This is a genomic window from Paenibacillus oralis, from assembly GCF_003863965.1.
In the GTDB taxonomy this organism is placed as follows: Bacteria; Bacillota; Bacilli; order Paenibacillales; family Paenibacillaceae; genus Fontibacillus; species Fontibacillus oralis.
This window is the reverse complement of record NZ_RRCN01000001.1, coordinates 6,776,293-6,800,115: the sequence shown is the minus strand read 5'-3', so window position 1 is coordinate 6,800,115 and position 23,823 is coordinate 6,776,293. Positions and strand designations below refer to the sequence as shown.

Sequence of the window (23,823 nt, the reverse complement as noted above, 5' to 3'; positions counted from 1 at the left end):
GTTTAAAGGCAGTTCAAAAAGCCATCTTTTCAAAACCTGACTTTTTGAACCCTCACTAAAATGTTAGTTGTTCAAGGAGGATTTTCGATTATGGCGGATAATAACACGCCTCATGCCGTTTACCGGGCTCGGGACATCGAACCGAAATGGCAGGCTTACTGGGATGAGCATCACACGTTCAAAACACGGGAAGAGGCTGGCAAACCGAAGTTTTACGCGCTCGACATGTTCCCTTATCCTTCGGGAGCGGGCCTTCATGTAGGCCACCCGGAAGGTTATACGGCGACGGATATCGTCTCCCGATATAAACGGATGCGCGGCTACAACGTACTCCACCCGATGGGCTGGGACGCTTTCGGCCTGCCGGCCGAGCAGCACGCGCTCGATACGGGCGAGCATCCCCGCGACATTACGGTCAAGAACATCAACAATTTCCGGCGCCAAATCAAATCGCTGGGCTTCTCCTACGACTGGGACCGCGAGATCAGCACGACCGATCCGGAGTATTACAAATGGACGCAGTGGATTTTTATCCAGCTTTATAAGAAAGGTCTCGCTTACGTGGCCGAGGTGCCGGTCAACTGGTGCCCTGCGCTGGGCACGGTGCTGGCGAACGAAGAGGTGATCGACGGCAAAAGCGAACGCGGCGGCCATCCGGTCATCCGCAAGCCGATGCGCCAGTGGGTGCTGAAAATCACCGAATATGCGGAACGGCTGCTGGAAGACCTGGAAGAGCTCGACTGGTCGGAAAGCATCAAGGATATGCAGCGGAACTGGATCGGCAAATCCGAGGGGGCCGAAGTCGTTTTTGCGATCGATGGCCATGACGCGGCGCTGACTGTGTTCACGACGCGCCCGGACACCTTGTTCGGGGCCAGCTACGCGGTGCTTGCACCGGAGCATGAACTGGTCAAAACGATCACGACGGAAGCCGAACGCGAAGCTGTGCAGGCCTATCAAGACCAAGCCGCGCGCAAAAGCGACCTGGAGCGGACCGATCTGGCGAAGGAAAAAACCGGCGTATTCACCGGTGCCTACGCGGTCAATCCGGTGAACGGCGCCAAGCTGCCGATCTGGATCGCCGATTACGTGCTCGCCGGCTACGGCACCGGGGCCATCATGGCCGTGCCGGGGCATGACGAGCGAGACTATGAGTTCGCCAAACAATTCGATCTGCCGATCATTGAAGTGGTCGAAGGCGGAGACTTGGCGAAAGAAGCGTACGCGGGCGACGGTCCGCACGTCAATTCCGGTTTCCTGAACGGACTGGGCAACGCGGAAGCGATCAAGAAAATGATTTCCTGGCTTGAGGAAAGCGGCAAAGGGCACGGCAAAGTTACGTACCGCCTGCGCGACTGGCTGTTCAGCCGTCAGCGTTATTGGGGCGAGCCGATCCCGATCCTCCATCTCGCGGACGGAACGATGAAGCCGGTGCCGGAAGATCAACTGCCGCTGGTATTGCCGGACGTCGACGCCATCAAGCCGTCGGGCACCGGGGAATCGCCGCTCGCGAACGTCACGGAATGGGTCAATACGACCGATCCGGAGACCGGCCTGCCGGCGCGCCGCGAGACGAACACGATGCCGCAGTGGGCGGGAAGCTGCTGGTATTATCTGCGGTACATCGATCCGCATAACGACAAGGAGCTGTGCTCCAAAGAGAAGCAGCAGGAGTGGATGCCGGTCGACCTGTACATCGGCGGCGCCGAGCATGCCGTGCTTCACCTGCTGTACGCCCGCTTTTGGCACAAGGTGCTGTACGATCTCGGCGTGGTGACCACGAAGGAGCCGTTCCACAAGCTCGTGAACCAAGGGATGATTCTGGGCACCAACAACGAGAAAATGAGTAAATCCCGCGGCAACGTCATCAATCCGGACGAAATCGTGGGCGAGTACGGCGCGGATACGCTTCGCGTGTACGAGATGTTCATGGGTCCGCTGGAAGCGACCAAACCGTGGAACATGAACGGCGTGGAAGGCATTCACCGCTTTCTGTCGCGGGTGTGGCGCCTCTTCGTCGCCGAAGACGGCAGCCTGAATCCGAAAATCACCGCGGACGGCGGCAGCGACGACTTCAAACGCACCTGGCACAAAACGATCAAAAAAGTAACCGAGGATTTGGATAACCTGCGCTTTAATACGGCGATCAGCCAACTGATGATTTTCGTAAACGATGCTTATAAAACGGATACCGTACCGAAAGCCGCGGCCGAAAACTTCGCGCAGCTGCTGTCCCCGCTGGCGCCTCATTTGGCGGAAGAGCTGTGGGAGCGTCTTGGGCATACCGAAACGATCACGTACCAGCCATGGCCTTCCCATGACGAGGCTTGGACGGTCGAAGCGGAAGTGGAAATCGTCGTGCAGGTGAACGGCAAAATCGTGGACCGTACGAAAATTTCCAAAGACCTGGACCAGGAGGGCATGCAGGAACACAGCTTAAGCCTGCCGAACGTGCAGCAGGCTGTTGCTGGCAAGACGATCCGTAAAGTGATCGCAGTTCCGGGCAAATTGGTCAACATTGTCGTCGGCTAAAAGACTGCGGCTGTTGCTGCTTTGACGGCGACCGATTACGAGCCACCCGGCTTAAGGCAGGGTAGCGGCCCCCGAACCTTCCGGCGGATCCGCCTTGGATAGGGGGCTGCCGGCCGCCTGTTGCGGGGATGAAGAAGTCTCTTCTCCTTCGTCATCGGCTGCCGTTTCGCCGCCAGGTGATGACGGATTAAACAGCGCGTGCAGTTTGCCGAGGTCTTCATCATACTTGCGGTGCGTCGCTTCGATCAGCTCGGCGAACACGCCGCGAAGACCGGCTTCCAGCGCGGCCAGCCCCTCGGCGGTAACGCCGCCGGGGACGGCGACGCGCTCGATAAGCTCCTCCGTGGTTAATCCGCCTTCAGTCAATAGCTTGCCCGTTCCGAGCAGCATTTCGGAGCCGAGCGTGATCGCATTCGCCCGCGTTAGGCCGGTCTGCTCTCCGGCGGCTTCCGCCCACAGCTGCAGCATGTAGGCGATGAAAGCGGGGCCGCAGCTGGAGATGTCGGAAGCGATGCGGGTTTCGGTTTCTTTTAGCGTAAACGGCGTGCTGACGGAAGACATCAGCTGCTCCAGCAGGAGACGGTCCTCGGGCCGGATCCGCTTTCCGTACATGCAGAGCGAAGCTCCGCTATGCACGGAGTGCGTAATGCTGGGAATGATTTTGGCGATTTTGGCCGGGAGGGCCTGTTCCAAAGTTTCGATTTGCACCGGACTCGTAATCGATACGACGATCTGTTTGTCATCGAGCACATCCCTGATTTCCGCGATAACCTCGGGGTAATCCAGGGGTTTGATGCACAGGAAAATGATTTTGCTGTCCCGTGCGGCTTCCGCGTTGCTTCCGTATATTTTTAGTCCGGGATAACGTTGGGCCAGCCGTTTTGTTTTGAGGGGAGAACGGTTGCTGGCACAGATGTGATGCGGGAGCAGCGCACCGGAACGCGAGAAAGCTTCAATCAGCAAGCTTCCCATGGATCCGGTTCCGATGAAGGCGACTTTCATCCGGGGTTCCCCTTTCCGTGCGTGACGCACTTTTCGTTGCCATCATGGATCATAGCTTCACAGCGAACTCAATTTTCACGTTAGAAACGAACGGCCATTTGCCCCCGGTTATTGCCGGCGGACCAATCGTTTCTACTTCACCTGTATAAATATGTATGCATCTTGATTGGATCTTCATGACCTTACCGGGCAGATTCTTTTAAGATTGGGGTGGCACGGCATGAGAAAAGAGTATGTGCTGACAGCGGTCGTATCCGCCGTTATTGGCGCCGGCCTGATGCTGCTTGCGGTGGGCGGAAGCAAACCGGCCGGGATTGAAGGCTGGGTTCCGTTAAACGCCGAGGTGGCTTCGGCGCTGCAGGCCGAGGAGGCGTCTGCCGGAGCTGAGGGCGGGGCGGCAAGCAGCGCTGCCAAGGCAGGGGACGCCGGCAAGGCGGATCAGAGCGGAGCGGCGCAAGGCACGGGAACAGCCGGCGGGGGTGCAGCAGGTGGCGGCACGGATGGAACGGCTGCGGGCGGGACGGCGGCAAATACCGCTGCGGCGTCGGGCCCGGCAGCGAGTTCAGCATCGGGTTCGGCCGCCGGTGCGGCCTCCGAACAGGCAGGCGAACTGACTGCCGGCAACCCGGCTGACGGCAATCCGGCAACAGGCAATGCCACTGCCGGTAACCCGCCGAATATGGGCGAACAGGCAGCCGGAACAGCCGCCGCTTCTACGGCCGGCAGCCCGGCTTCATCCGCTGCACCGCAGCAGCAGGTGGACACCAGCCTGATCAGCATCAATCAGGCGGGGCTTACCGAGCTCCAGGACATTCCCGGCATCGGCGAGAAAAAAGCGCAGGCCATCATCGACTACCGCACCGCGCACGGCCCCTTCGCTTCCTTAAGCGATTTGACGAAGGTGAAAGGGATCGGGGACAAAATGCTGGGAAAAATGAAGCCATATATCAGACTGTAAGAACAGGAGAGCCAAAGGGATGAATCCGGATCAACGCAAAGATTGGGATACGTATTTCATGGATATCGCATATATGGTGTCAACGCGGTCGCGCTGCAGCCGCCGGCATGTCGGAGCCGTTCTCGTCCAGGGCAAAAAGCTGCTCGGGACGGCCTATAACGGAGCTCCTTCGGGCGTTCCCGATTGCTCGGAAGCCGGCTGCATGATCGCGGAGGAATACGAAGTCGTCATCGAAAACGGAGAAGAAAAAATGGTGAAAAAGCAACGCTGCGTACGCACGATTCACGCCGAGCAAAACCTGCTGTTGTTCACCGACCGCATCGACCGGGAAGGTTCCAGCGTCTACGTTACGGACGAGCCTTGCTGGACCTGCGCCAACATGCTGGCCAACAGCGGCATTACGGAAATCGTGTTTCACCGGCCTTATCCCAAAGATTCCGGCAAGGTGACGGCCATGATGAAGCAAAAAGGCATCCGATTCCGCCGTTTGGAATCGTACCAGCCGCCGCCGGAAACGGTTGCCGGTGTGGAGGAATAACCGGCAGCAGGCCGAACAAATATACTATGATTTGTACGGATATATGCGCGTGATTTATAAGGATAGACGTGATGATTGGATATATACGATGATTTATAAGGAAATACGCAACGATTTAAGGATATACGCGACGATTTATAAGGATATACCCAGCGATTTACATGGATGCAGGAAGCACCTCATCCGCCCAAGGGCGGGTGGGGTGCTTTTTTTCTTAACATTATAGAATTTATAACTTTTCGGGGTGGATGAGGGCGATGCGCAGGTAGAGAGGGGAGGAGAAGAGGAATCAGGGGGCTAAGGGACACCAGAGCCGTTATTTTCAAAAAACGGGGGTTTGCAAAATGTAACGGACACAGAAGACCTTATTTACCTCAAATCGGCCTGGATGAACGGGTTTAGAGCGAAATAGGGTCGCCTGTGTCCGTTAGGCTGGGAAATACCCGGGAAATGGGCGGATAAGGTCGCTGGTGTCCGTTAGAGCAACCAAAGTAGAAGTCAGAGCCACTAAAGGACGCCGACAGGCGTTTTTCTTAAAAACTCTTTTATTCCCTGTATCGGAGTATAGATCAGAGCCTGACCGCAGGCCGGGAAGGGGGCTTGTTGGAGGCGGGAGCTCTTAAACGATGGCGAAGATTTAAGTCAGTGGCCGCCATCTGAAAGGAAGGAGGACTTAGAATGTTCCGCAGACCTTTAACCGCTATTGTTTGCTGCTGGATAGCCGGCAGCGGTTTGACCATACTGCTCGGCGGCGGCCGGTTTTGGCTGCTGTGGGCCGGAATTACGCTGGTTTGTCCGGCGCTGTTGGTGATGGGACGTTGGCCTTGGCGAAGGCTGGCGGTGCTGTGGCTGGCATTTTCTTTAGGAGCGGCCTACTGGCAGTACAACGAAGCCAGAAATACGAGCCAGATTGAACATGCTTTGACCGGTGGGAAAGAGTCGGTTGTCGGCCTAACCGCCGAGCTGTCCGGCGAACGGAAGTCTGACGGATTAACCGCCGAGCTGTCCGGCGAACGGGAGTCTGACGGATTAACCGCCGAGTTGTCCGGCGAACGGGAGACATCTGACGGACTAACCGACCTGTCCGCCGATCAGGACCTCCTTGACGAGCTCGCCGTGCGGATGGAAGGCACGATCGTTTCGCCGGTGGACATCGATGGCGACCGGGCCGACTTTACGCTGCGGCTCCTCCGGATCGCCCGTTCCGGCGAAGGCGCCTTGAAGGAAGCGCTGGAGGAAGGGGACATCCCTGGCGGTGAGAAGGTGGCGGTACAGCTGCGTTTGGAGGCGGAGGAGGAGCTGAGTACGGCCGCCTCCTGGCGGCGTGGGCAGCACATTGCTTTGGAAGGCACTCTTGAGCGGCCGGAGCCGGCCCGCAACTTTGAGGGCTTCGACTACCGCCGCTATTTGCATAACCAGCGCATCCATTGGCTGGTCAAGGTGTCCGGTGCATCCGCGTTAAACGTGCTCCCCGGCAAATGGAGTGCTGCCGCACTGTTCGGGGAGATCGACGCCTTTCGCGCTTATTTGGGCGCGCGGATCGAACGCTTGTTTCCGGGCTGGCAGGCCGGTTACATGAAGGGCTTGCTGATCGGGCTTCAGGATGAGCTGGAACCGGAGAAATACGCGGAGTTCACCCAGCTTGGCATGACGCATATTTTGGCGATTTCGGGCAGTCATGTGGCGATCAATGTGGGGATCGTTTTTTGGCTGCTGCGTTTATGCCGGGTCAGCCGGGAGACTGCGCTGATCGTCGTGTTGTTTTTTGTCCCAGCCTATGTGCTGATCACCGGATTTTCGCCGTCCGTGATCCGCTCCGGGATCATGACGATGCTCGGCATCTATTTGCTGAGGCGGGGGAAGCTCAAGGACAGCATCAATGTGCTGTCGGCCGCGGCGCTTATGATGCTGCTTTGGGACCCCTATTTTTTGCTGAACGTCAGCTTCCAGCTTTCGTTTGCGGTCACCGCCGGGCTGATCGTTTTTGTCCCGCTGATCTCACCTTATTTCGGCTGGCTTGCGCCCAAAATCCGGGGGACCGTAGCCATTACGCTGGCCGCGGAAATCGTTTCGTTTCTTTTAACGATCTACTATTTTAACCAGTTTTCCCTGCTGTCGCTGGCGGCAAATTTGCTGATTGTCCCCGTCATCGGTGCGCTGGCGCTGCCTTTGGGGATGGCGGCGCTTCTGCTCAGCTTTTTCGCATACCGGCTTGGTGTCTGGGCGGCTGTTCCGGTACGGCTGGTGAACTCGGCGACGTTTTGGGCCACAGGCTGGCTCGGTGAACGAAGCGGCTTCATGACCTACTGGAAATCCCCTTCCTTACTGTGGATCGCCGGATATTACCTGGCCGTGTTTTTGCTTTTTTATTGGAGCTCACGGCGGGAAAAGCAGAATTTATCGGCGGCCGGAGCCGGAGTCATGGATGATGAAACGGTGCCGCTTTCGCCAGTTCCGGCTGGATTGACTTCCTCGAGCACAGAGATACGGCTAAACCGGCATGGTCGCAGCCAACAGGGGGGCGGCTGGGATCAGCACCGGTGGAATGCCGGCGGCTGGGGCAGGCTCAAGGGGGAATCCGTTACGTCATTTGCCTTAAAGGTATGGCGATGGGCCGCCATACGGCGCAGGGGAGTTTTACGCATTGCAATAACGGGTAGCCTTGCGCTGCTGATCGTAACCGGGTACCGGCCGGCATATGCCAAGGGCGTCGGACACATCGAATTTATCGATGTGGGACAAGGGGATTGCGCGCTCATTACGGCGCCGTCAGGCGTTCACATTCTCGTGGACGGCGGCGGCACCGTTTCGTTCCGCAAAGCATCCGATAGCTGGAGGAACAGGAGGGAACCGTTTGAAGTCGGAGCGAAGACGGTCGTTCCGCTGCTAAAAAAACGGGGCGTCCACCGCCTGGACGCCATCATTTTAACCCATGGCGATCAGGATCACATCGGCGGATTGCAGGCTGTGATCGAGGAATTTTCAGTGGAAGCGCTGGTAATTAACGGAAGCCTGGCCGAATCCGCCACCATGAAGAAGTTGATGGAAACCGCTCTGTCCCGGGACATCCCGGTCTATTCGGCGGCTCGCGGCATGACTTTAAAGCCGGACGCCGAAACGAAGCTTGACATTTTATATCCTCAAGCCGTAGCCGCTAAAGCAGAAGCGATTCCGTTCGAAGAGAACCAAAATCACCGGTCAATTGTGTTCCTGCTGCAGATGAACGGAGCCCGGTTTTTATTCACCGGCGATATGGACGAAGCGGCGGAGCAGGAAGTGCTGGAGATGGTCGGGACGGAAGACGGACAGCCCGTTGAGGTGATGAAGGTGGCTCATCACGGCAGCAAAACGTCGACCTCGGCCGAGTGGCTGGCGTACTGGCGGCCGGAGGCCGTCCTGATCTCTGCCGGCGCGTCCAACAGTTACGGGCATCCGCATCCGACGGTCATGGAGCGGCTTGAAGCGCAGGGCACCCGCATTTTCCGCACCGACCGGATGGGCGGAGTGCAGCTGAAGGTGCGGGAAGGCCGGATTCAGATTCGTTATAAGCTTGCGCAATAATGATTCTCCGGGATTTCGTCAGGCCGCGTGGAAGCATGGATGACGGGTCCTGTTTTTTTTGGTATTCTTAGGTGAGATTAATGGGATATGCAGGGTTCACGGACTTTTTTATTCCAAATAAATATTTTTCTAAAATAGTAACAACATTGCAACATTTTGTCGGACGCTAGCGTCTGAGTAGTTGCAAGGAAGGGGGAGCCTTTGTGGTGGAGCAAGGTCTCATCAGAGCCGCTCAAGAGGGCGATCGCGACGCTCTAATCACCCTATTGCGAGAGATTGAACAGCATGTGTACCGGACAGCCTATTATATATTAAATAACGAGCAGGATGCGCACGACGCCGCTCAAGAGGCGCTGATCCGCATTTATACCAAAATTGATTCATATGAGGAGAAAGCTCAATTTAAAACTTGGGTGCAGCGAATCGTGACGAACATCTGCATTGACAAATTTCGAAGGAACAAACCGACGGTTTCGATCGAAGAGCATGAAATGGTGTTTCAGGGCAACGACAGCGTTGAGCGGGAGGTGATGTCCGGCTATTTGGCCGAGGATATCCGCACCGCGATCGAGCAGCTCCCGGAGCATCACAGGTCGGTGGTTGTACTGAGATATTTGCAGGACTTTTCCTATAACGAAATTGCCGATAGTCTGAACCTGCCCCTGAACACCGTTAAATCCTATCTGTTTAGGGCCAGGCAGCAGCTGCAGCATTTACTTCGAGATTATCAGAAAGGTGGTGTATCAGGATGAATTGCCAGGAGGCGGTGGAATGGATGAATCGTTATCTCGATCGGGATTTGAACGAAGAGGAAACTTCTCTTTTGTTTGAACATATTCATCATTGCCAGGATTGCGCCGAGCAGTTTGAATGGCTGAACAAGCTGTCCGCGCAGCTCGAGGATCTGCCGAAGGTCGTCCCGAATTACAGCCTGGTTGATGCGATTCTTCCGCAATTGGACGCGATCGATCAGGCCCGCCGGGAAGGCAGCGTATCCGAAATGGACGCCCTGCCGATGATGACCGAAAGCTCCCCTGCGCTGAGCCGCAGCGGCAAGCAGGAACGCGAGCAAGGCCCAGCTTCGCGCCGCGCCCGCATTTATCGGTACGGGTCGCTTAGCGTGGCGGCGGCGTTGATTTTGGGCGTGTTTATTTATCAGTATGAGCCGCGAACGGTTCCCAGCGCCGAAATCGCCTTGAAGAGCGCAAGCGATCAATCGCAAAGCGCGGACGATGCGGGGGCGGCGGACGAACCGGAGGATATCGCCCGGCTGTTCATAAGCAAGGATGGGGCAGATGCGGGCTCGGCCGGCGGTCAAAGCGGGTCAAGCGATCCGGCGCAGACGGCTCCGCCTGAAGAAGAACATAAGTCCTCCGCAAACAGTGGCGAAACCGGGAGTCATCCCGAGAAAGGGACAGCGGACGCTCCGGATTCCGGCGATCCTGCCAAGGGGAAGGAAACCCCGGAGGAAGAAGCGCTGGCTGACGCGACCGGCGCTCTGGCAAGCAATGGCGGAGGAGGACCGGCTCAGAACGGGGCGGATAATACCGAAGCGTCGGGCGACCGGCCCGGAACCTCCGGTGCTGCGAACGGTGATGCCGGAAAGACCCTGCAACCGGGGGTTGTGCAGCAGGGTATCGTCAATGAAGCGGATCCGAATCAATCGATGATGGGGTTTGCCGCCACGCCTAAAGCCCCGACTACCTGGGCTTCTCCGGACGGAGCTTACGAGGCTGAGGTGAAGGACGGACATCTGTATATTTACAAAAAAGAGTCCGATCAGAAAAAAACGCTTGTTTCCGATCATACGCTGGGTGGAGAATGGGTTCAGGGCGAATGGTCGCAGGACAGCAAAACTTTTACCTATGAGACTGCAAAAGATGGAACCGTGACAAGCCATTCGGTCGAGGCGGCATCCAAGGCGGATACTTCCGCGAACGGGGCTTCCACGGACGCTACCTCCACGAACGGAGCTTCTACGAACGGAGCCTCTACAAATGGAGCCTCCACAAATGGCAGCTCAACTGATCAGCCGTAAGCGCTCAATCAGACAAAGAAACTCACAAAATTGGGCGGGGCAAGTGCATTAAGGCAGTCACCTTTTTGGGAGATATGGAATAGGTTATAAATATAGAGACAAAGGATTGGAACCCTGATCGTCGTATGACCGCAGGCGGGAAAGTTTCTAGAGCTTTTCTGCCCGCGTTTATATAGATGTTCTGGGACAGAGGGACCTTTCGCCGCGAGGCAGAGGTCTCTCTGTTTGCTTTTGGCGCCGGACTTGGACTATTGGCCGATTTCGAAGTATCATAAGGAATAGGCAATGCGTTTGCGGAAGGAGAGGCCGAATTGGACGCAAAAACAGCGGTAAAGGATATCAAACAGGGGCGCATCTCCCCGTTATATTTATGCTATGGCACGGAGAAATATCAAATGCAGGAGTTTGTCGGGCTGCTGCAGGACAAGCTGGTCGACCGGGACCAGAAGGACTTCGCCATGGCGGTGTTCGATCTGGCGGAGACGCCGATTGAAGCGGTGGTGGAGGAGGCCGAGACGCTGCCTTTTCTCGTCGAGCGCAAGCTGATCGTCGTCCGCGACGCCGGGTTGTTTACGGCGGGCAAAGAGGGCGGCAAAATCGAGCACAAGCTGGAGGCGCTGCAGGCGTATATCAGCAATCCGGCGGAGCATAGCGTGATCGTGTTTGTCGTATACGCTGAGAAGCTGGACGAACGTAAAAAGATCGTGAAGGCGATGAAGGCTTCCGGAACGGCCTTGTCGTTTATGCCGCTGGGCGGGGCCGAACTCGTGCAGTGGGTCGTTCACGAGGTGGAGAAGCGCGGCTGCCGGATCGGCAAGGAAGCCGCGGAGGCGCTGATCGCGGCCGGCGGCGTGCACATGGCCGCGCTGGTGGCGGAGGCGGACAAGCTGTGCCTGTACGCCGGAGCCGGGGGCACGATCGACACGGCCGCCGTTGAGCAGCTTGTCGCCCGCAGCACGGAGCAGAACGTGTTTGTGATGGTCGAGCATATCGCCGCGCTGCGGCTGGAGAAGGCGCTTGGCATTTTCTACGAGCTGCTTAAGCAGCGTGAAGAACCGATCAAGATCGCGGCGCTGATCGCCCGCCAGTTCCGGATTATGATGCAGGTGAAGGATCTGGGCCGGCAAAGCTACTCGCAGCAGCAAATCGCCTCGCAGCTCGGCCTGCACCCTTACGTCGTCAAGCTGGCCGGCGAGCAGGCGCGGAAGTTCGAAGCCGGGCGGCTGCGGGAAATCATCTCCGATCTCGCCGAACTGGATTACCGGATGAAAAGCGGCGGCGTTGACAAAGTGCTTGGTTTGGAGCTGTTTTTGCTTAAATTGGGGGCATGACCTGCACGTACACGCCGCTTCCGGCCGGAGCTGGCAGAACGATCCGGAAATAACGTGTAAGGCGAATCCTAACGGACTCCAGCGCCGCTATTTCGATGAAATCAACGGTTTCAAAATGTACTAAAATGCACGAATCCGGCCTTTTTCGAGCTAATAGCGGCTCTCTAGTAGACGATTTTGGAAATAACGTTAGCATGATGCAAGTGAAGACTTGAGAAAACGGAAAAATTAGCCTATTGAAAATCTCGGGTGACAACTTAAAGGAAAAAAAGGGCGCTATTTCAGTGATCCCCCCCATGTAGCGTGAAATAGGGGAATTTTATGGCGCTATGTTCACGATTTAGTGGCGAAAGGCCGCCTTTCGACCTGTTCATTGAAAAATAAGACCCAAAAGTTCCCCTATCGTGATGAATAGGCTCACATTCGGAAAATAAGACCCTAAAGTTCCGCTATTTTATGGGGACGGACGATACTGAGCACGAGACTAATATAGAACAAAGCGATCCATGGCCCCTGTCCGCAGATAAGCCATATTATTTCCGGATCATTCTACTAGTCCCTTAGAAATGAAAACGGCGCCTTTTCAGGCCAATAAGGGCGTCCAGGTCCGTTAGCCTCCAAGCGGGGCGCCGGCAGCAAGAACAACCCGAACCCCCGAAAAGGGAGGGCCCGAAAGGAAAGGAACCAAAAAAAACCTGAACGAAAATCGTTCAGGTTTTTTTGCGCTTAGTTGTTAAATGCTCTTATAAATAACGGCGCTTACGCTTGTTGGGACGTAAGGGCGTTCAATTTTTTAGCCAAGCGGGATTTCTTGCGGGCTGCTGCGTTTTTGTGGATCAGGCCTTTCGTTACGGCTTTGTCCAATTTTTTGGTAGCAGCGGCTAAAGCAGTTTTGGCTGCTTCGACTTCGTTAGTCGCCAGAGCGCTGTCGGCAGCTTTCACGGCCGTACGCAGGGCGGATTTTTGCGAAGCGTTGAGCGCGCGGCGCTTTTCGTTTGTTTTCACACGTTTGATTGCGGATTTAATGTTAGGCATTGCATTCACCTCCTGTAAAGCATATATCATCCCAGATGATTCACAACTTAAAACATTTTATCACGCAGCCCCGTAAAAAGCAATAAATTCATGGGTGCAAGGATCGATGAGCGGATGAATAATCGCTTTGCCTCTCCCGCACAATAAAGGCAACTAGAGGAAATGGAGGTCTTATGGGATGGATTTGGATTTACGGGAATATTCCGTGCGTACCGATCTGGCCGTTGAAGCGAAGGAGATGGCCGAAACGGCTCACGGCGGGCCGGTGCAAGGCCTAAGCGAGGACGTAACCGAGGAGGACGGCATTAAAATCACCCGGCTTGACGTGACCAATGAAGCTGCCTCGCGGCAAATCGGAAAGGTCAAAGGCCACTATATTACGATCGAGGTTCCGGGGCTTCGCAATCAGGATACCGAACTGCAGGAGAAGGTTTCCGCCGCTTTTGCCAAAGAATTCACCGCCTTTTTAAATAAAATCGGCATCGGCAGCAACGCCAAGACGCTGGTCGTCGGGCTCGGGAACTGGAATGTGACGCCTGACGCCCTGGGCCCTTTAGTCGTGGAAAACGTGCTGGTGACCCGCCATTACTTTGAGCTCGCGCCGGATCAGGTGGCCCCGGGGTACCGTCAGGTCAGCGCCGTTGCCCCCGGGGTGCTGGGGGTTACCGGCATCGAATCGAGCGAAGTGGTGCAGGGCATCGTGGACCGGACCCGGCCCGATCTGATCATCGCGATCGACGCGCTGGCTTCCCGTTCGCTCGAGCGGGTGAACACAACGATTCAAATCGCCGATATCGGCATCCACCCCGGATCCGGCATCGGCAATAAAAGAAGGGGGCTGACGAAGGAGATTCTCGGCATCCCGTGCATCGCGATCGGCGTACCCACGGTTTGCTACGCTTCCACGATCGTGAACAATGTCTTCGATTTGATGAAGTCGCATTTCAATCAGGAAGCCGGTGAAGGGAAGCAGTCGCAAACGAAGCAGATCATGGGTTTGCTTACCGAGCTCAGCGAAAACGAAAGATTGGGACTCGTCAAAGAGGTGCTGGACCCGCTCGGCCATGACCTCATCGTCACGCCAAAGGAGATCGACGAATTTATCGAGGATGTCGCGAACGTGATCGCAAGCGGGCTCAACATCTCCCTGCACGAAGCCGTTACGCCGGAAAACGTAGCGTCCTATACTCATTGATTCCGAGCAGCCGCCCCCCAAACTCAAAAACTGAACACGGTTTTTACAAACCGGTGAACAAGATCCGCTAGCCAAATCTAGCGGATTTCTTTTTTTTTGGGAGAATTTGAGGTTCTACCCTAGCAAATAGGTTCATAGATTTGGGATATGAAGTTTGAAAGCGGCTGGAGGAGGACATGCGAAAATGAAATTTAGAGCATTGAACATTGCGAAACTAAGACGGAACCTGCTTTATGTGCTGGCGATGGGGAGGACCTTTTTGCTGATGACGGTGATGTCGGTCGTATTTTTTATTCTGCTTGGGGTATTCGGGATTGCCGAGAAACAGCTCAACACCTCGCCGGTTTCTTCGATGAAGGGGCTTGCGGCTTCCCTGTCCAGCGGTTTCTTTATGGAGATGGTCGGGATGGAGCTTCCGCATGCGGCCCCATCCGACGAAACGCCCGCGATTTCGGGAAGACACATGACGAATTTCGTGTTCCAACTGTTGACCGACGTGAACCCGTCCGATCCGAAAAGCCTGGTTGCCCGCGAGGTGCCGGGACTTGGCGCGGACAGCCCGATTTTGCTGCGGACCGGATCGGGCAACGGGCTGGCGCAGGCGCCTGAAGATTACCGGCCCGGAACAGGGGCGCAAGGGAGCGCCCCGGATCATCAGGAGCCGGACGAGGAAGGCCAGGGAGGGACGAACCCAAGCGGAGACGCCGGGGAAGGCGCGCCGGGGAATGGCGGTGCTCCCGATGCTCAGGATCCGGGGAAGGAGGACGCGGAGGAGCCTTCGGTCAAACCCGGCAACAAAAACATCGTCATGATCTACCACTCCCACCCGCAGGAATCGTATAATCCGGTCCTGGGGTCGAACGTCGACAACCCGAGCTCCGCGGAAAAGATGAAAAACGTCAGCCTGGTCGGCGATTTCCTGGCCAGGGAGCTTGAGCGGAAGGGCGTGGCAACGCTGCATTCGTACGAAAATTATGCGGCCAAAGTAAGCAATTACAACTACAACTATTCATATAAATATTCGCGGGAGACGGTCAAAACGGCGATGGCCGAAAACGGGCAGCTCCAGTATTTTATCGACATTCACCGCGATTCGCAGCGTCACGACAAAACGACGACGACGATCGGCGGACAGTCCTACGCACAGGTGTATTTTATCATCGGACACGGCAACGAAAATTGGCGTAAAAACGAAGCCTTTGCCAGCTCCATCCACGAGCGCATGGAGAAGTCGTATCCCGGCATCTCGCGCGGCATTTGGGGCAAAACGTCTTCGCAGGGCAACGGGGAATACAACCAGTCCCTGTCGCCGAACAGCGTGCTGATCGAAATCGGCGGGATCGACAACACCCGGGAGGAGCTCGATCGGACCGCCAAAGTGCTCGCCGGCATCCTTGCCGACCTGTATTGGGAAGGCCAAGAGGCGGAAAAAGCCGGCTCCTTGACGAAAGGCGGCGGGAAGCAAGAAGCGGGCAAAACGGCGCAGACAAGCAAGAAGTCATAGAGTTATGAGAACTTGAAAGGGAATAAAGGCTCAGATTCGGGAGGGCAGCTTGATTATGGCCAAAACGATGCGAAAAACATTACTTTACGGCATTCTGCTAGCGGCGGGCGTGACGTTGGGGATGCAACTGGCGGATAGCGGGACCGCAACCGTATACGGTCCGGGTTATTCCGGCGGCGAAGCCGGCGCAAACGGTGCAAACGGTGCAAACGGCCAGCTTCCCCAGGCTTACGGGGGCGGGGTACCGGGCTACGCTTCCTCGGCTTGGCCAGCGAACCCGGCTTCGGGCTGGTCCGGCTGGCAGGGAGGGAGCGCGGCTACCGGCGCAGGTTACGGCTATGGGAATTATAACTACAATTACTACGGCGCAAACGGCGGGTATGGAACGGGAACCGGAAGCAATGGCGCGCCTGGCTCCACTTCGGTGAACGGAGGTCAGACCGGCCCATCCGGAGGAAATTCCGCCATGCAGACGCCTGCGGATCTGCTGCTGCCGCCGCAAACGCCGCCGACCGTGGACCGCTTCGCCGACAAAGCGGCGCATTTGCTGCAGCAGGCATCCCAAAAGAGCATCCATTGGGTCGCCTCTTTATTCGACCAGACGGAATGACGGGTTACGGTCTCCGGGAAGTTTACGGATTTACGGTTTATAACAGGAGCGAGCTTTGTTATACTATTGTTAGATTGTTATTTGAACCGTTAGTAAGACTATTCCGGAGGTAGGAATCCGCTTGAAAAAAGTTACGATGCAGCAAATTGCCGATCATTTGGGCGTCTCGAAGTTCGTCGTCTCCAAGGCCTTGTCCGGTAAAGGCGGAGTCAGCGAGACTACCAAGGAGCGGGTCATTCAGGCCGCTTCCAGGCTTGGCTATTTTAATCAAAAGAACGGGTACGTTAAAACAAACGTATCTCCAGGGCCGCAGCTTTCCGCGTCCCCCGGCAAACAATCGGTGCTGGTGCTGATGCCCAATATCCGGTTTCAAAACAAGGATTCGCTTTATTGGGGGAAATTGCTGGAGGGGATATCCCGGGAGCTTGAGCAGCAGGGACTCGGGATGATTATCATTTCGGAGCCGCGGGGGGAGAACTTCATGAGTATCCTGAACCCGGAGGGCATTCTGGGCATGGTGGGCGTCGGTCAGATCGCGACCTCCCTGCTGCTCGAGGCGCACCGAAGCGGACTGCCGATGGTGCTCGTCGACCATGAAGATCCGCTGATTCCGTGCGATACGGTTTTTGCCAACAACCTGGACGGCATGGCGAGGCTGACCAACCACTTGATCGGTTTGGGACACCGCGAGCTGCATTTCGCGGGAAGCTCCGCGTTTTCGAGAAGCTTCCGCGACCGGTGGATCGGCTTTCGGAGCGCCTTGGAAGAGAACGGCCTGACCCCGCAAGGGGCTGACGATCCGATGCTGAAGCTGGAAGGAGTGGAGACCGGCGCGTTCCGTGACGATGTGGCCGCCTGGATTCAGCGCCGGAAAAAAGCGCGCTCCCTTCCGACGGCGCTGGTGTGCGCAAACGACGCGATCGCCGTGAACGTGTGCTCCGTCTTGGACGAGCTGGGTTTATCGGTCCCGGGAGATATCACCGTTACCGGGTTCGACAACATCGATGACGCGGCGCAAAACGTCCCGTCGATCACGACCATCAACGTGCCGAAGGAGGATCTCGGCCAGCGGGCGGTGAAGAAGCTGATGGACCGGATAGCCTATCCGGGCGCGCCGCAGGAGAAAATCATGATTTCGGTGGAGAGCGTGTACCGCAATTCCTCCTCCGAGCCGCAGCGGGCAGCCGGAACCGCGCGGAAATAACCCGCTTACCTCTATTCCGGCAGAGGTTACCGTTTGCGCATCAGAAGACCGTCGGGGACGAAATTCCTCCGGCGGTCTTGCATCTTACTTTATCTTTTTCAGGCCAGCCAAAAACCGCTCGTTGCGCTCGATCAGGCTGAGTCTTTGCTGAACGCAAGCGTAGGAACGAAGCGGGTCCTCCGGTGTGTTCAGCACATAGTCGAGCAGCCGGTCCTTGGTTGAGGTGGCGACATGGATGCGCGTGTCGGAGGAGGCGTAATAAATGAACACGTCCCCGTTATCGCGGGCGATGACGCCGTTGCAGAACACGACGTTCGAGACGTCGCCGACGCGTTCTTCGCCTTCCGGCGCGATCAGATGGCCGCCGGGACGAAACGTTACGCGCTGCGGCTCCTTAAGGTCCGACAGGAAGGCGTACAGCACGTACCGCAGCCCGGCCGCCGTACCTCGCACACCGTGAGCGACGTGCAGCCAGCCTTTTTCCGTTTTGATCGGAGCCGGACCTTGGCCGTTCTTGACCTCTTTAATCGTATGGTATTTCCGGTCGTCAACGATGATTTCCTCTTCGATCACCGCGTTTTCGATCGAATCGGACAACCCCCAGCCGATGCCTCCGCCGGAGCCCGCATCGATAAAGCCGTCCTGCGGCCGGGTGTAGAACGCGTATTTGCCGTTCACGAATTCCGGGTGCAGCACGACGTTGCGCTGCTGCGGAGATTTCGTCTTCAGGTCGGCCAGGCGCTCCCAGGCGGCGAGATCCTTGGTGCGGGCGATGCCGCATTGGGCCACGGCGCTTGACAGGTCGCCGCGCGGGGCGTCCGGATCTTTCCGCTCCGTGCAGAACAGACCGTAAATCCAGCCGTCTTCGTGGCGCACGAGCCGCATGTCGTACACGTTCACGTCCGGATCTTCGGTTTCCGGCATCACGATCGGATGATCCCGGAAGCGGAAGCCGTCCACGCCGTTATCGCTTTCCGCCACCGCGAAAAACGATTTGCGGTCCACACCTTCGACCCGGGCCACGAGATAAAATTTGCCGTTCAGCTCAATCGCCCCGGGGTTGAATACGCCGTTTACGCCAAGACGCTCCATGAAATACGGGTTCGTGTCCGGATTAAAGTCGTATTTCCAGATCAGCGGGGCGTGTTCCGCGGTCAAAATCGGATAGCGGTAGCGATCGTAAATCCCGTTGCCATAAGGGAGCTTTTCGTTGCGGCGGTTGATCAGTTGCTCGTAACGCTCCGTCAGTTGCTGCTTTCTTTCCTCAAACAAACTCATTCTTTTTTCCTCCTATAAAATCAAACTTATAAGTTCTATCGCTGCAAACGCTCCAGCATTTCCAGACAAGCCCGGCTGTTGTGGTACGGGCATTTCCAAGGGCTGACCTTCGGCTCTCCCGGCAGGGGAAGGCCGCCCTGATCCACGCCCCAGAACCATTCGCCGCGCTCCCGGTCGATCAGGTACGTTTGGATGAATTTCCAGGAGTTTGCCGAGGCGGTCCGGTACCGCTCGTCGCCGGTCAACTGATAGGCGTTATAGAAGCCGACCATCGCTTCCGCCTGAGGCCACCAATCCTTGTTCGTATCGGTCAGGCCGCTTGGGTCAGCCTCGTTCCAAATGCCCCCGTCTTTGTCTACGCCTTCGTTATAAACCGCTTCCGCCATGGCCGCGGCCGTTTCCTTCACACGCTGCAGCAGGGCGGAGTCGCCAACCACCTCGGCGGCTTCGACGAGCAGCCAGCTGCCTTCGATATCATGCCCGTAGGAGATATGGCGGCTTTTGACCTGCCAAGCCTCATCGAAAAACAGCCAAAAATGGGCGCCATGCGGATCGATGATATGATCCAGCGTCACTTCGATCAACTCGGATAGACTGTGCTGCAGCTCGGGGGATTTCCATACCCGGTACAGGTTGGTGTACGCTTCCAGCACGTGCAGATGGGTGTTCATCGATTTCTTTTCGTTGAGGTCCTTGTTGCTGAGGCTGAAGTCGCCGGTTTGCTTCCAGTCGCGGGACAAAGCTTCAATATACCCTTTATGGACGGGGTCATAGCTGTGTTTCTCCAACAGGCGGTAGATGTCCGCCGCCAAGTCCAGAGCTTCCTTGTTAGAGGTTGCGCGGTAATATTCGGCTAGGGCATAAATGACGAACGCTTGACCGTAAACCTGCTTTTTATCCTGGGCAGGGCGCCCCTCGTAGTCAACCATCCAGTACAAGCCGCCATACACGCGGTCCAGGAAATGCTCCACCAGATAATCGCAGGCGCGCTGCGCCATCTCCAGATATTTTGCGGTAGGAAAGAGACGGTAGGCGGAAGCGAAAGTCCACAAGATCCGGGCGTTGAGCACCAGTCCTTTGTCGGCTTGTTTCTCGGTTTTCATTTGCTGATCGATGAAGCCGATAAACCCGCCATGCTTGGCATCAATCGTATGATCGAGCCAAAATGGCAAAATGTTGTCCTGCAGCTCCAACTGCAGTTGTTCCATCCAATGGTGTGTATCCATGGGGAATGAGCCTCCTTATCGCCCAAATAAATTCAGTTTGTCGGCGTATGCCTCGGCGACGACGGCTGCGGCCTGTTTGCCGTAAATGCAGTAGCCGTCATCGGCTGCGGCTTGCTTGGGGGCGTAAAGCTGCGCCGGCCAATCCCACAGCATGAAGCCGCGCACCCAGTCGCGTTCTCCGCATTTTTGCAGCATCGTATGGTAATAATCGGCCTGCTCGGCTTCGTTGACGTCGCCGATAAGCGTCCAGTCGTTCGGAATTTTCGCCGCACCGGTTCGGCTTGGACAGCCGGCCTCCATAAAGAAAAAAGGTTTTTCGTACTTTTGTACAACGCTTTCAATCCGCTCCAACTGCCGTTCCCAATCGTCGATCGGGTAGTAGCCGCTGGAGCTGATAATGTCGAGGGCATCCCACCAAGCGACGTTATCCTCCTGGTATTTGTCACAATTGTAAGTGACCAACCCCTTAAACACTTTTCTTACTTCGGCAATCAGTTCCCGCCATTCGCGCTCACGCCGGTCGGTCTGGACCATCTCGCAGCCGATGCAGAACATCTCACAGTCCGTTTCCTCGGCGATTTCCGCAAAATGCACAATATAGGCGCGATAAGAGGCAAACCAGTCGGACCATTTGGGTTCGCACGGAACATCTTTGTCAAAAAAGTTGATATGCGCCCGCCAAGTGCCGTCCGCACAATTCACGATCGGTTTCAGGCATACCTTCAAGCCAAGCGACTTGGCTTTGCCGATCGCCCACCTGACTTCCTCATCGGTTACTGTTGGTTCCTTCCAGTAAGGAATTTCCGTCGAGAAAGCCGTTGCTTGCAGCGCGGAAAAAGCGATCGCCGTCCAGTTGACTCCAGTCGATTTCACCATGGTTTCCATGGAACGGTCCGCGGCTTCATTGCCCCAGGTGCCTCTAACGCCCATAAACCCCCAGGTCATCCCGGCCACATAAGGCGCTAACGAATTCATAGAAGAGCTCACCTCATCAGTTTGAATTTCCGAATTTTTGTTATAGTTTGTTATATAAAATTAGATAACAAATGATGATTATGTCATTACTATATATCTAGATATAAGGAGAATTCAACAATTTAATTTTGTGGTTTGTTAGCGGGGGTACACTGTCAAACGCAAAAAAACCGCCGGTGATGGCGGTTCTTAATGCAGTCAGGCAGCTATAGATTGATTTTTTTAACCGAATCCCGATAAATGATTTTCCCGTGCACCAGCAGGCGGCCGATGTGGCGGTTCGGGTTGGCCACTTTATCCATAATCGTTTTGACGGATGTGCGGGCCATCTGCTCGATGTCAACTTCCACCGTCGTCAGCTGCGGATTAGCTAATGTAGCGTACACGTCATTATCGAACCCGACCACGGAGCAGTCGTCCGGCACGCGGTAACCCATGGCGTTCAAGCGCTCGCACAGATTGTAAGCGACCTGATCGCAGTTGCAGACGAAGGCGGTAGGCATTTTTTCCGGAAACTCGATATCGATATATCTACCGTGCTCGTCGCGGTCGTTCAGCAGCAGCCGGTTTTCAAAAACCATGCCGTGCTCGAGCAGCGACTTGTAGTAGCCGAGATAACGGTCCTGGATGCTGCTGGTGGAATAAATGTTGCCCACGTAGGCGATATCGCGGTGTCCGCACTGAATCAAATAATTGGTGATTTCATAGGCGCCGTAAAAATTATCCGTAACGATCGAATCGATCGCGGCGTGCTCGTCGTAAAAATCGAGAAACAGCTTGGGCAGCTCCATATTTTGCACCGTTTCGATATACTTTTTGCTGACTTGGCCCAATACGATAATGCCATCTACTTTATTTTCGCTGTATACCCGCGGGAAGTTCAGCTCTTCTTCGTCTTCGCTGCTTAAAATATTCAATATGCCAAAATAGCCGTAGTGATCGAGCTGAATGGCGATTTGCTGATAGACCCGCAGGTAAAACGATTCTTGCAGCCCCGTAAACCGCTGCGGAATCATGACCCCTATATTGTAGGAAAGCCCTTCTTTAATCGATTTGGCCGCAGAGTTAAAGCGGTAGCCCATCTCGCCGGCCACCTTTTTGATTTTCAGCTTCAGGCTGTCGCTGACGCCTTCCTTATCGTTCAACGCCTTGGATACCGTCACGCTGCTGACTCCCAATTTGCTGGCGATATCTTTCATCGTTACGCTGCTTTTCATGAATTCACAATTCACCATCCTGTTCATCGTATCCAAAAGGAATCAGCCGATTATCTAACTCCCAGTATACATTTATCGTTCAGAAATATAAAGATAAGCTAGAAAACAAAAATAAATTAAGTTAATAATTACTTTATTTATTGCTTAAATCATAAACTAAAATAAATTTTATTATTGACCAGTAAGCGCGTTCATTATAGAATCTGAGATAGTTTATCGATAACTTAATTTTATAAAACTGAAAGGGGTTAAAAAAGTGAAAAAAAGTAAAGTTTTTATCGGACTCATGGCGTTGCTTCTTGTACTTACTATGCTGGCCGGCTGCGGAGGCAACAATAACGCGGCCGGGAACGATAAAGGCGGCGGAGCCGGGACGGGAAACGCCGGGACGCAACAACAAGCGGGGGATGAAATCTCCGGAGAAATTACCGTAATCACGCAAAGAACGGATATCGTGGACACGGTGTTCAAAGATTATGCCGCACAGTTCAATCAAAAATATCCGAACGTAAAAGTGAACTTCCAAGCGCTGTCCGATTATGAAGGGCAAATCACGGTCCGGATGAACTCCGACGATTACGGTGACGTTTTGCTGCTGCCGACGAGCATTCCGCTGGCGGACACGCCGGAGTTCTTTGAACCGCTCGGCACGCTGGAAGAACTCCGCAAGCAGTATATCGGTCTGGAAGAAAGAACGGTCGACGGCCAAGTCTACGGGATTCCGATCGCCGTCAATTTCTCCGGCGTTCTGTACAACAAAAAAGTGCTCAATGAAGCTGGCGTAACGGAAACGCCAAAAACGCCGGAGCAATTTTTGGCCGCTTTGCAGAAGATCAAAGACAAAGGCGACGCGATTCCGCTGTACACCAACTATGCGGACAGCTGGCCGTTGACGCAATGGGAAGCCGTACTGACCACGGTTGCCGGCGATGTCAACTATGTCAACATCAAACAGCCGAACACGGACGATAACTTCGTGCCCGGCCAGCCGCACTACGAGCTTTATAAAGTGATGTACGACGCGGCAAAACAAGGTTTGATCGAAGACGATCCAACGACCACGAACTGGGAAGCTTCCAAAGCCGATATGGCGGGCGGTAAAATCGGCGCCATGGTGCTTGGCTCCTGGGCGATCGGACAGGTTCAGGGCCTTGCCGAAAACAAAGACGATATCGCTTACATGCCGTTCCCGACCAATGCCGGCGAGGTAATCATGCCGCTGGCTGACGACTACACCCTCGGAATTAGTAAACACAGCAAAAACAAAGCGGCAGCCAGAGCATGGATCGACTGGTTCATCAACGAATCCGGATATCCGACGGAACAAGCCGGAGGCATGAGCCCGGTGGTGGGCGCCCCGCTTCCCGACACGCTGAAGCAATTCGAAGGCACGGACGTGAAATTCGAGCTTCAAACCCCGGCGCAGCCGGGACAAGAAGGTTTGGTGGACAAGATCGACAAGGATGCGGAAATCGGACTGTGGCAGCCTGAATTCAAAAAACGTATCGTTGAAGCCGCGATCGGCAACCTCGACGAATCCTACGACGATATTATGAAGGATCTGAACGACGCCTGGGTGAAATCCCGCGTGAAATTCGTCCAATAAACAACGTTCAGAA

General features: G+C 55.5%; 18 protein-coding genes. 12 read left to right on the top strand and 6 right to left on the bottom strand.

Annotation, left to right across the window (positions count from 1 at the left end):
- The first annotated feature begins 90 nt into the window (after nucleotides 1-90).
- Nucleotides 91-2,532, top strand: coding sequence for a leucine--tRNA ligase (leuS, locus tag EHV15_RS30375; protein WP_128634547.1), 2,442 nt, complete (start codon nucleotides 91-93; stop codon nucleotides 2,530-2,532).
- Nucleotides 2,533-2,583: 51 nt separating this feature from the next.
- Here the strand turns inward: leuS and comER are convergent, their stop codons facing one another.
- On the bottom strand, nucleotides 2,584-3,534 hold the full coding sequence (gene comER, locus EHV15_RS30370) for a late competence protein ComER (protein ID WP_128634546.1): 951 nt from the start codon (nucleotides 3,532-3,534) through the stop codon (nucleotides 2,584-2,586).
- Between the two features lie 220 nt (nucleotides 3,535-3,754).
- Here comER and EHV15_RS37675 point away from each other — a divergent pair, with 220 nt between their 5' ends.
- The 6 genes from EHV15_RS37675 to holA all read left to right on the top strand — a co-directional run bounded on the left by EHV15_RS37675 (nucleotide 3,755) and on the right by holA (nucleotide 11,960).
- Nucleotides 3,755-4,492 (top strand): ComEA family DNA-binding protein, encoded by a 738-nt coding sequence (locus EHV15_RS37675; RefSeq protein WP_246061827.1) that lies wholly within the window; start codon nucleotides 3,755-3,757, stop codon nucleotides 4,490-4,492.
- 19 nt (nucleotides 4,493-4,511) lie between these two features.
- Complete coding sequence (locus tag EHV15_RS30360; RefSeq protein WP_128634545.1) at nucleotides 4,512-5,030, top strand: deoxycytidylate deaminase; 519 nt, start codon at nucleotides 4,512-4,514, stop codon at nucleotides 5,028-5,030.
- 678 nt (nucleotides 5,031-5,708) lie between these two features.
- Nucleotides 5,709-8,591 carry a ComEC/Rec2 family competence protein gene (locus EHV15_RS30355; RefSeq protein ID WP_246061826.1) on the top strand — a complete coding sequence of 961 codons (2,883 nt, stop codon included), beginning with the start codon at nucleotides 5,709-5,711 and terminating at the stop codon, nucleotides 8,589-8,591.
- A gap of 203 nt (nucleotides 8,592-8,794) precedes the next feature.
- Nucleotides 8,795-9,343 (top strand): RNA polymerase sigma factor, encoded by a 549-nt coding sequence (locus tag EHV15_RS30350; protein WP_128634544.1) that lies wholly within the window; start codon nucleotides 8,795-8,797, stop codon nucleotides 9,341-9,343.
- Nucleotides 9,340-10,629 (top strand): anti-sigma factor family protein, encoded by a 1,290-nt coding sequence (locus EHV15_RS30345; protein WP_128634543.1) that lies wholly within the window; start codon nucleotides 9,340-9,342, stop codon nucleotides 10,627-10,629. The genes EHV15_RS30350 and EHV15_RS30345 overlap by 4 nt, the downstream gene beginning before the upstream one ends.
- A gap of 311 nt (nucleotides 10,630-10,940) precedes the next feature.
- Nucleotides 10,941-11,960 (top strand): DNA polymerase III subunit delta, encoded by a 1,020-nt coding sequence (holA, locus tag EHV15_RS30340; RefSeq protein ID WP_128634542.1) that lies wholly within the window; start codon nucleotides 10,941-10,943, stop codon nucleotides 11,958-11,960.
- A gap of 759 nt (nucleotides 11,961-12,719) precedes the next feature.
- On the opposite strand, the gene rpsT is transcribed toward holA, so the two are convergent.
- Nucleotides 12,720-12,995, bottom strand: coding sequence for a 30S ribosomal protein S20 (gene rpsT / locus EHV15_RS30335; protein WP_128634541.1), 276 nt, complete (start codon nucleotides 12,993-12,995; stop codon nucleotides 12,720-12,722).
- 178 nt (nucleotides 12,996-13,173) lie between these two features.
- Between rpsT and gpr the strand changes: the two genes are divergently transcribed.
- The 4 genes from gpr to EHV15_RS30315 all read left to right on the top strand — a co-directional run bounded on the left by gpr (nucleotide 13,174) and on the right by EHV15_RS30315 (nucleotide 17,508).
- Entirely contained in the window at nucleotides 13,174-14,190 is a 1,017-nt protein-coding gene (gene gpr, locus EHV15_RS30330; protein WP_128634540.1) for a GPR endopeptidase, read from the top strand.
- A gap of 184 nt (nucleotides 14,191-14,374) precedes the next feature.
- Nucleotides 14,375-15,694 (top strand): stage II sporulation protein P, encoded by a 1,320-nt coding sequence (locus EHV15_RS30325; RefSeq protein WP_128634539.1) that lies wholly within the window; start codon nucleotides 14,375-14,377, stop codon nucleotides 15,692-15,694.
- 55 nt (nucleotides 15,695-15,749) lie between these two features.
- On the top strand, nucleotides 15,750-16,304 hold the full coding sequence (locus tag EHV15_RS30320) for a hypothetical protein (protein WP_128634538.1): 555 nt from the start codon (nucleotides 15,750-15,752) through the stop codon (nucleotides 16,302-16,304).
- Nucleotides 16,305-16,425: 121 nt separating this feature from the next.
- Nucleotides 16,426-17,508, top strand: coding sequence for a LacI family DNA-binding transcriptional regulator (locus EHV15_RS30315; protein WP_246061825.1), 1,083 nt, complete (start codon nucleotides 16,426-16,428; stop codon nucleotides 17,506-17,508).
- A gap of 84 nt (nucleotides 17,509-17,592) precedes the next feature.
- On the opposite strand, the gene EHV15_RS30310 is transcribed toward EHV15_RS30315, so the two are convergent.
- The 4 genes from EHV15_RS30310 to EHV15_RS30295 all read right to left on the bottom strand — a co-directional run bounded on the left by EHV15_RS30310 (nucleotide 17,593) and on the right by EHV15_RS30295 (nucleotide 22,204).
- Nucleotides 17,593-18,786 (bottom strand): glycoside hydrolase family 130 protein, encoded by a 1,194-nt coding sequence (locus EHV15_RS30310; protein WP_128634537.1) that lies wholly within the window; start codon nucleotides 18,784-18,786, stop codon nucleotides 17,593-17,595.
- A 35-nt stretch (nucleotides 18,787-18,821) separates the two neighbouring features.
- The gene (locus tag EHV15_RS30305; RefSeq protein WP_128634536.1) at nucleotides 18,822-20,012 is read right to left on the bottom strand and encodes an AGE family epimerase/isomerase; all 1,191 of its coding nucleotides are present in this window, start codon (nucleotides 20,010-20,012) and stop codon (nucleotides 18,822-18,824) included.
- A gap of 15 nt (nucleotides 20,013-20,027) precedes the next feature.
- Nucleotides 20,028-20,987, bottom strand: a complete 960-nt coding sequence (locus EHV15_RS30300) for a glycoside hydrolase family 113 (protein ID WP_128634535.1) — start codon at nucleotides 20,985-20,987, stop codon at nucleotides 20,028-20,030.
- A gap of 206 nt (nucleotides 20,988-21,193) precedes the next feature.
- Nucleotides 21,194-22,204 (bottom strand): substrate-binding domain-containing protein, encoded by a 1,011-nt coding sequence (locus EHV15_RS30295; protein ID WP_128634534.1) that lies wholly within the window; start codon nucleotides 22,202-22,204, stop codon nucleotides 21,194-21,196.
- A gap of 256 nt (nucleotides 22,205-22,460) precedes the next feature.
- Between EHV15_RS30295 and EHV15_RS30290 the strand changes: the two genes are divergently transcribed.
- Nucleotides 22,461-23,810, top strand: a complete 1,350-nt coding sequence (locus tag EHV15_RS30290; protein WP_128634533.1) for an ABC transporter substrate-binding protein — start codon at nucleotides 22,461-22,463, stop codon at nucleotides 23,808-23,810.
- The last annotated feature ends 13 nt before the right edge of the window (nucleotides 23,811-23,823 follow it).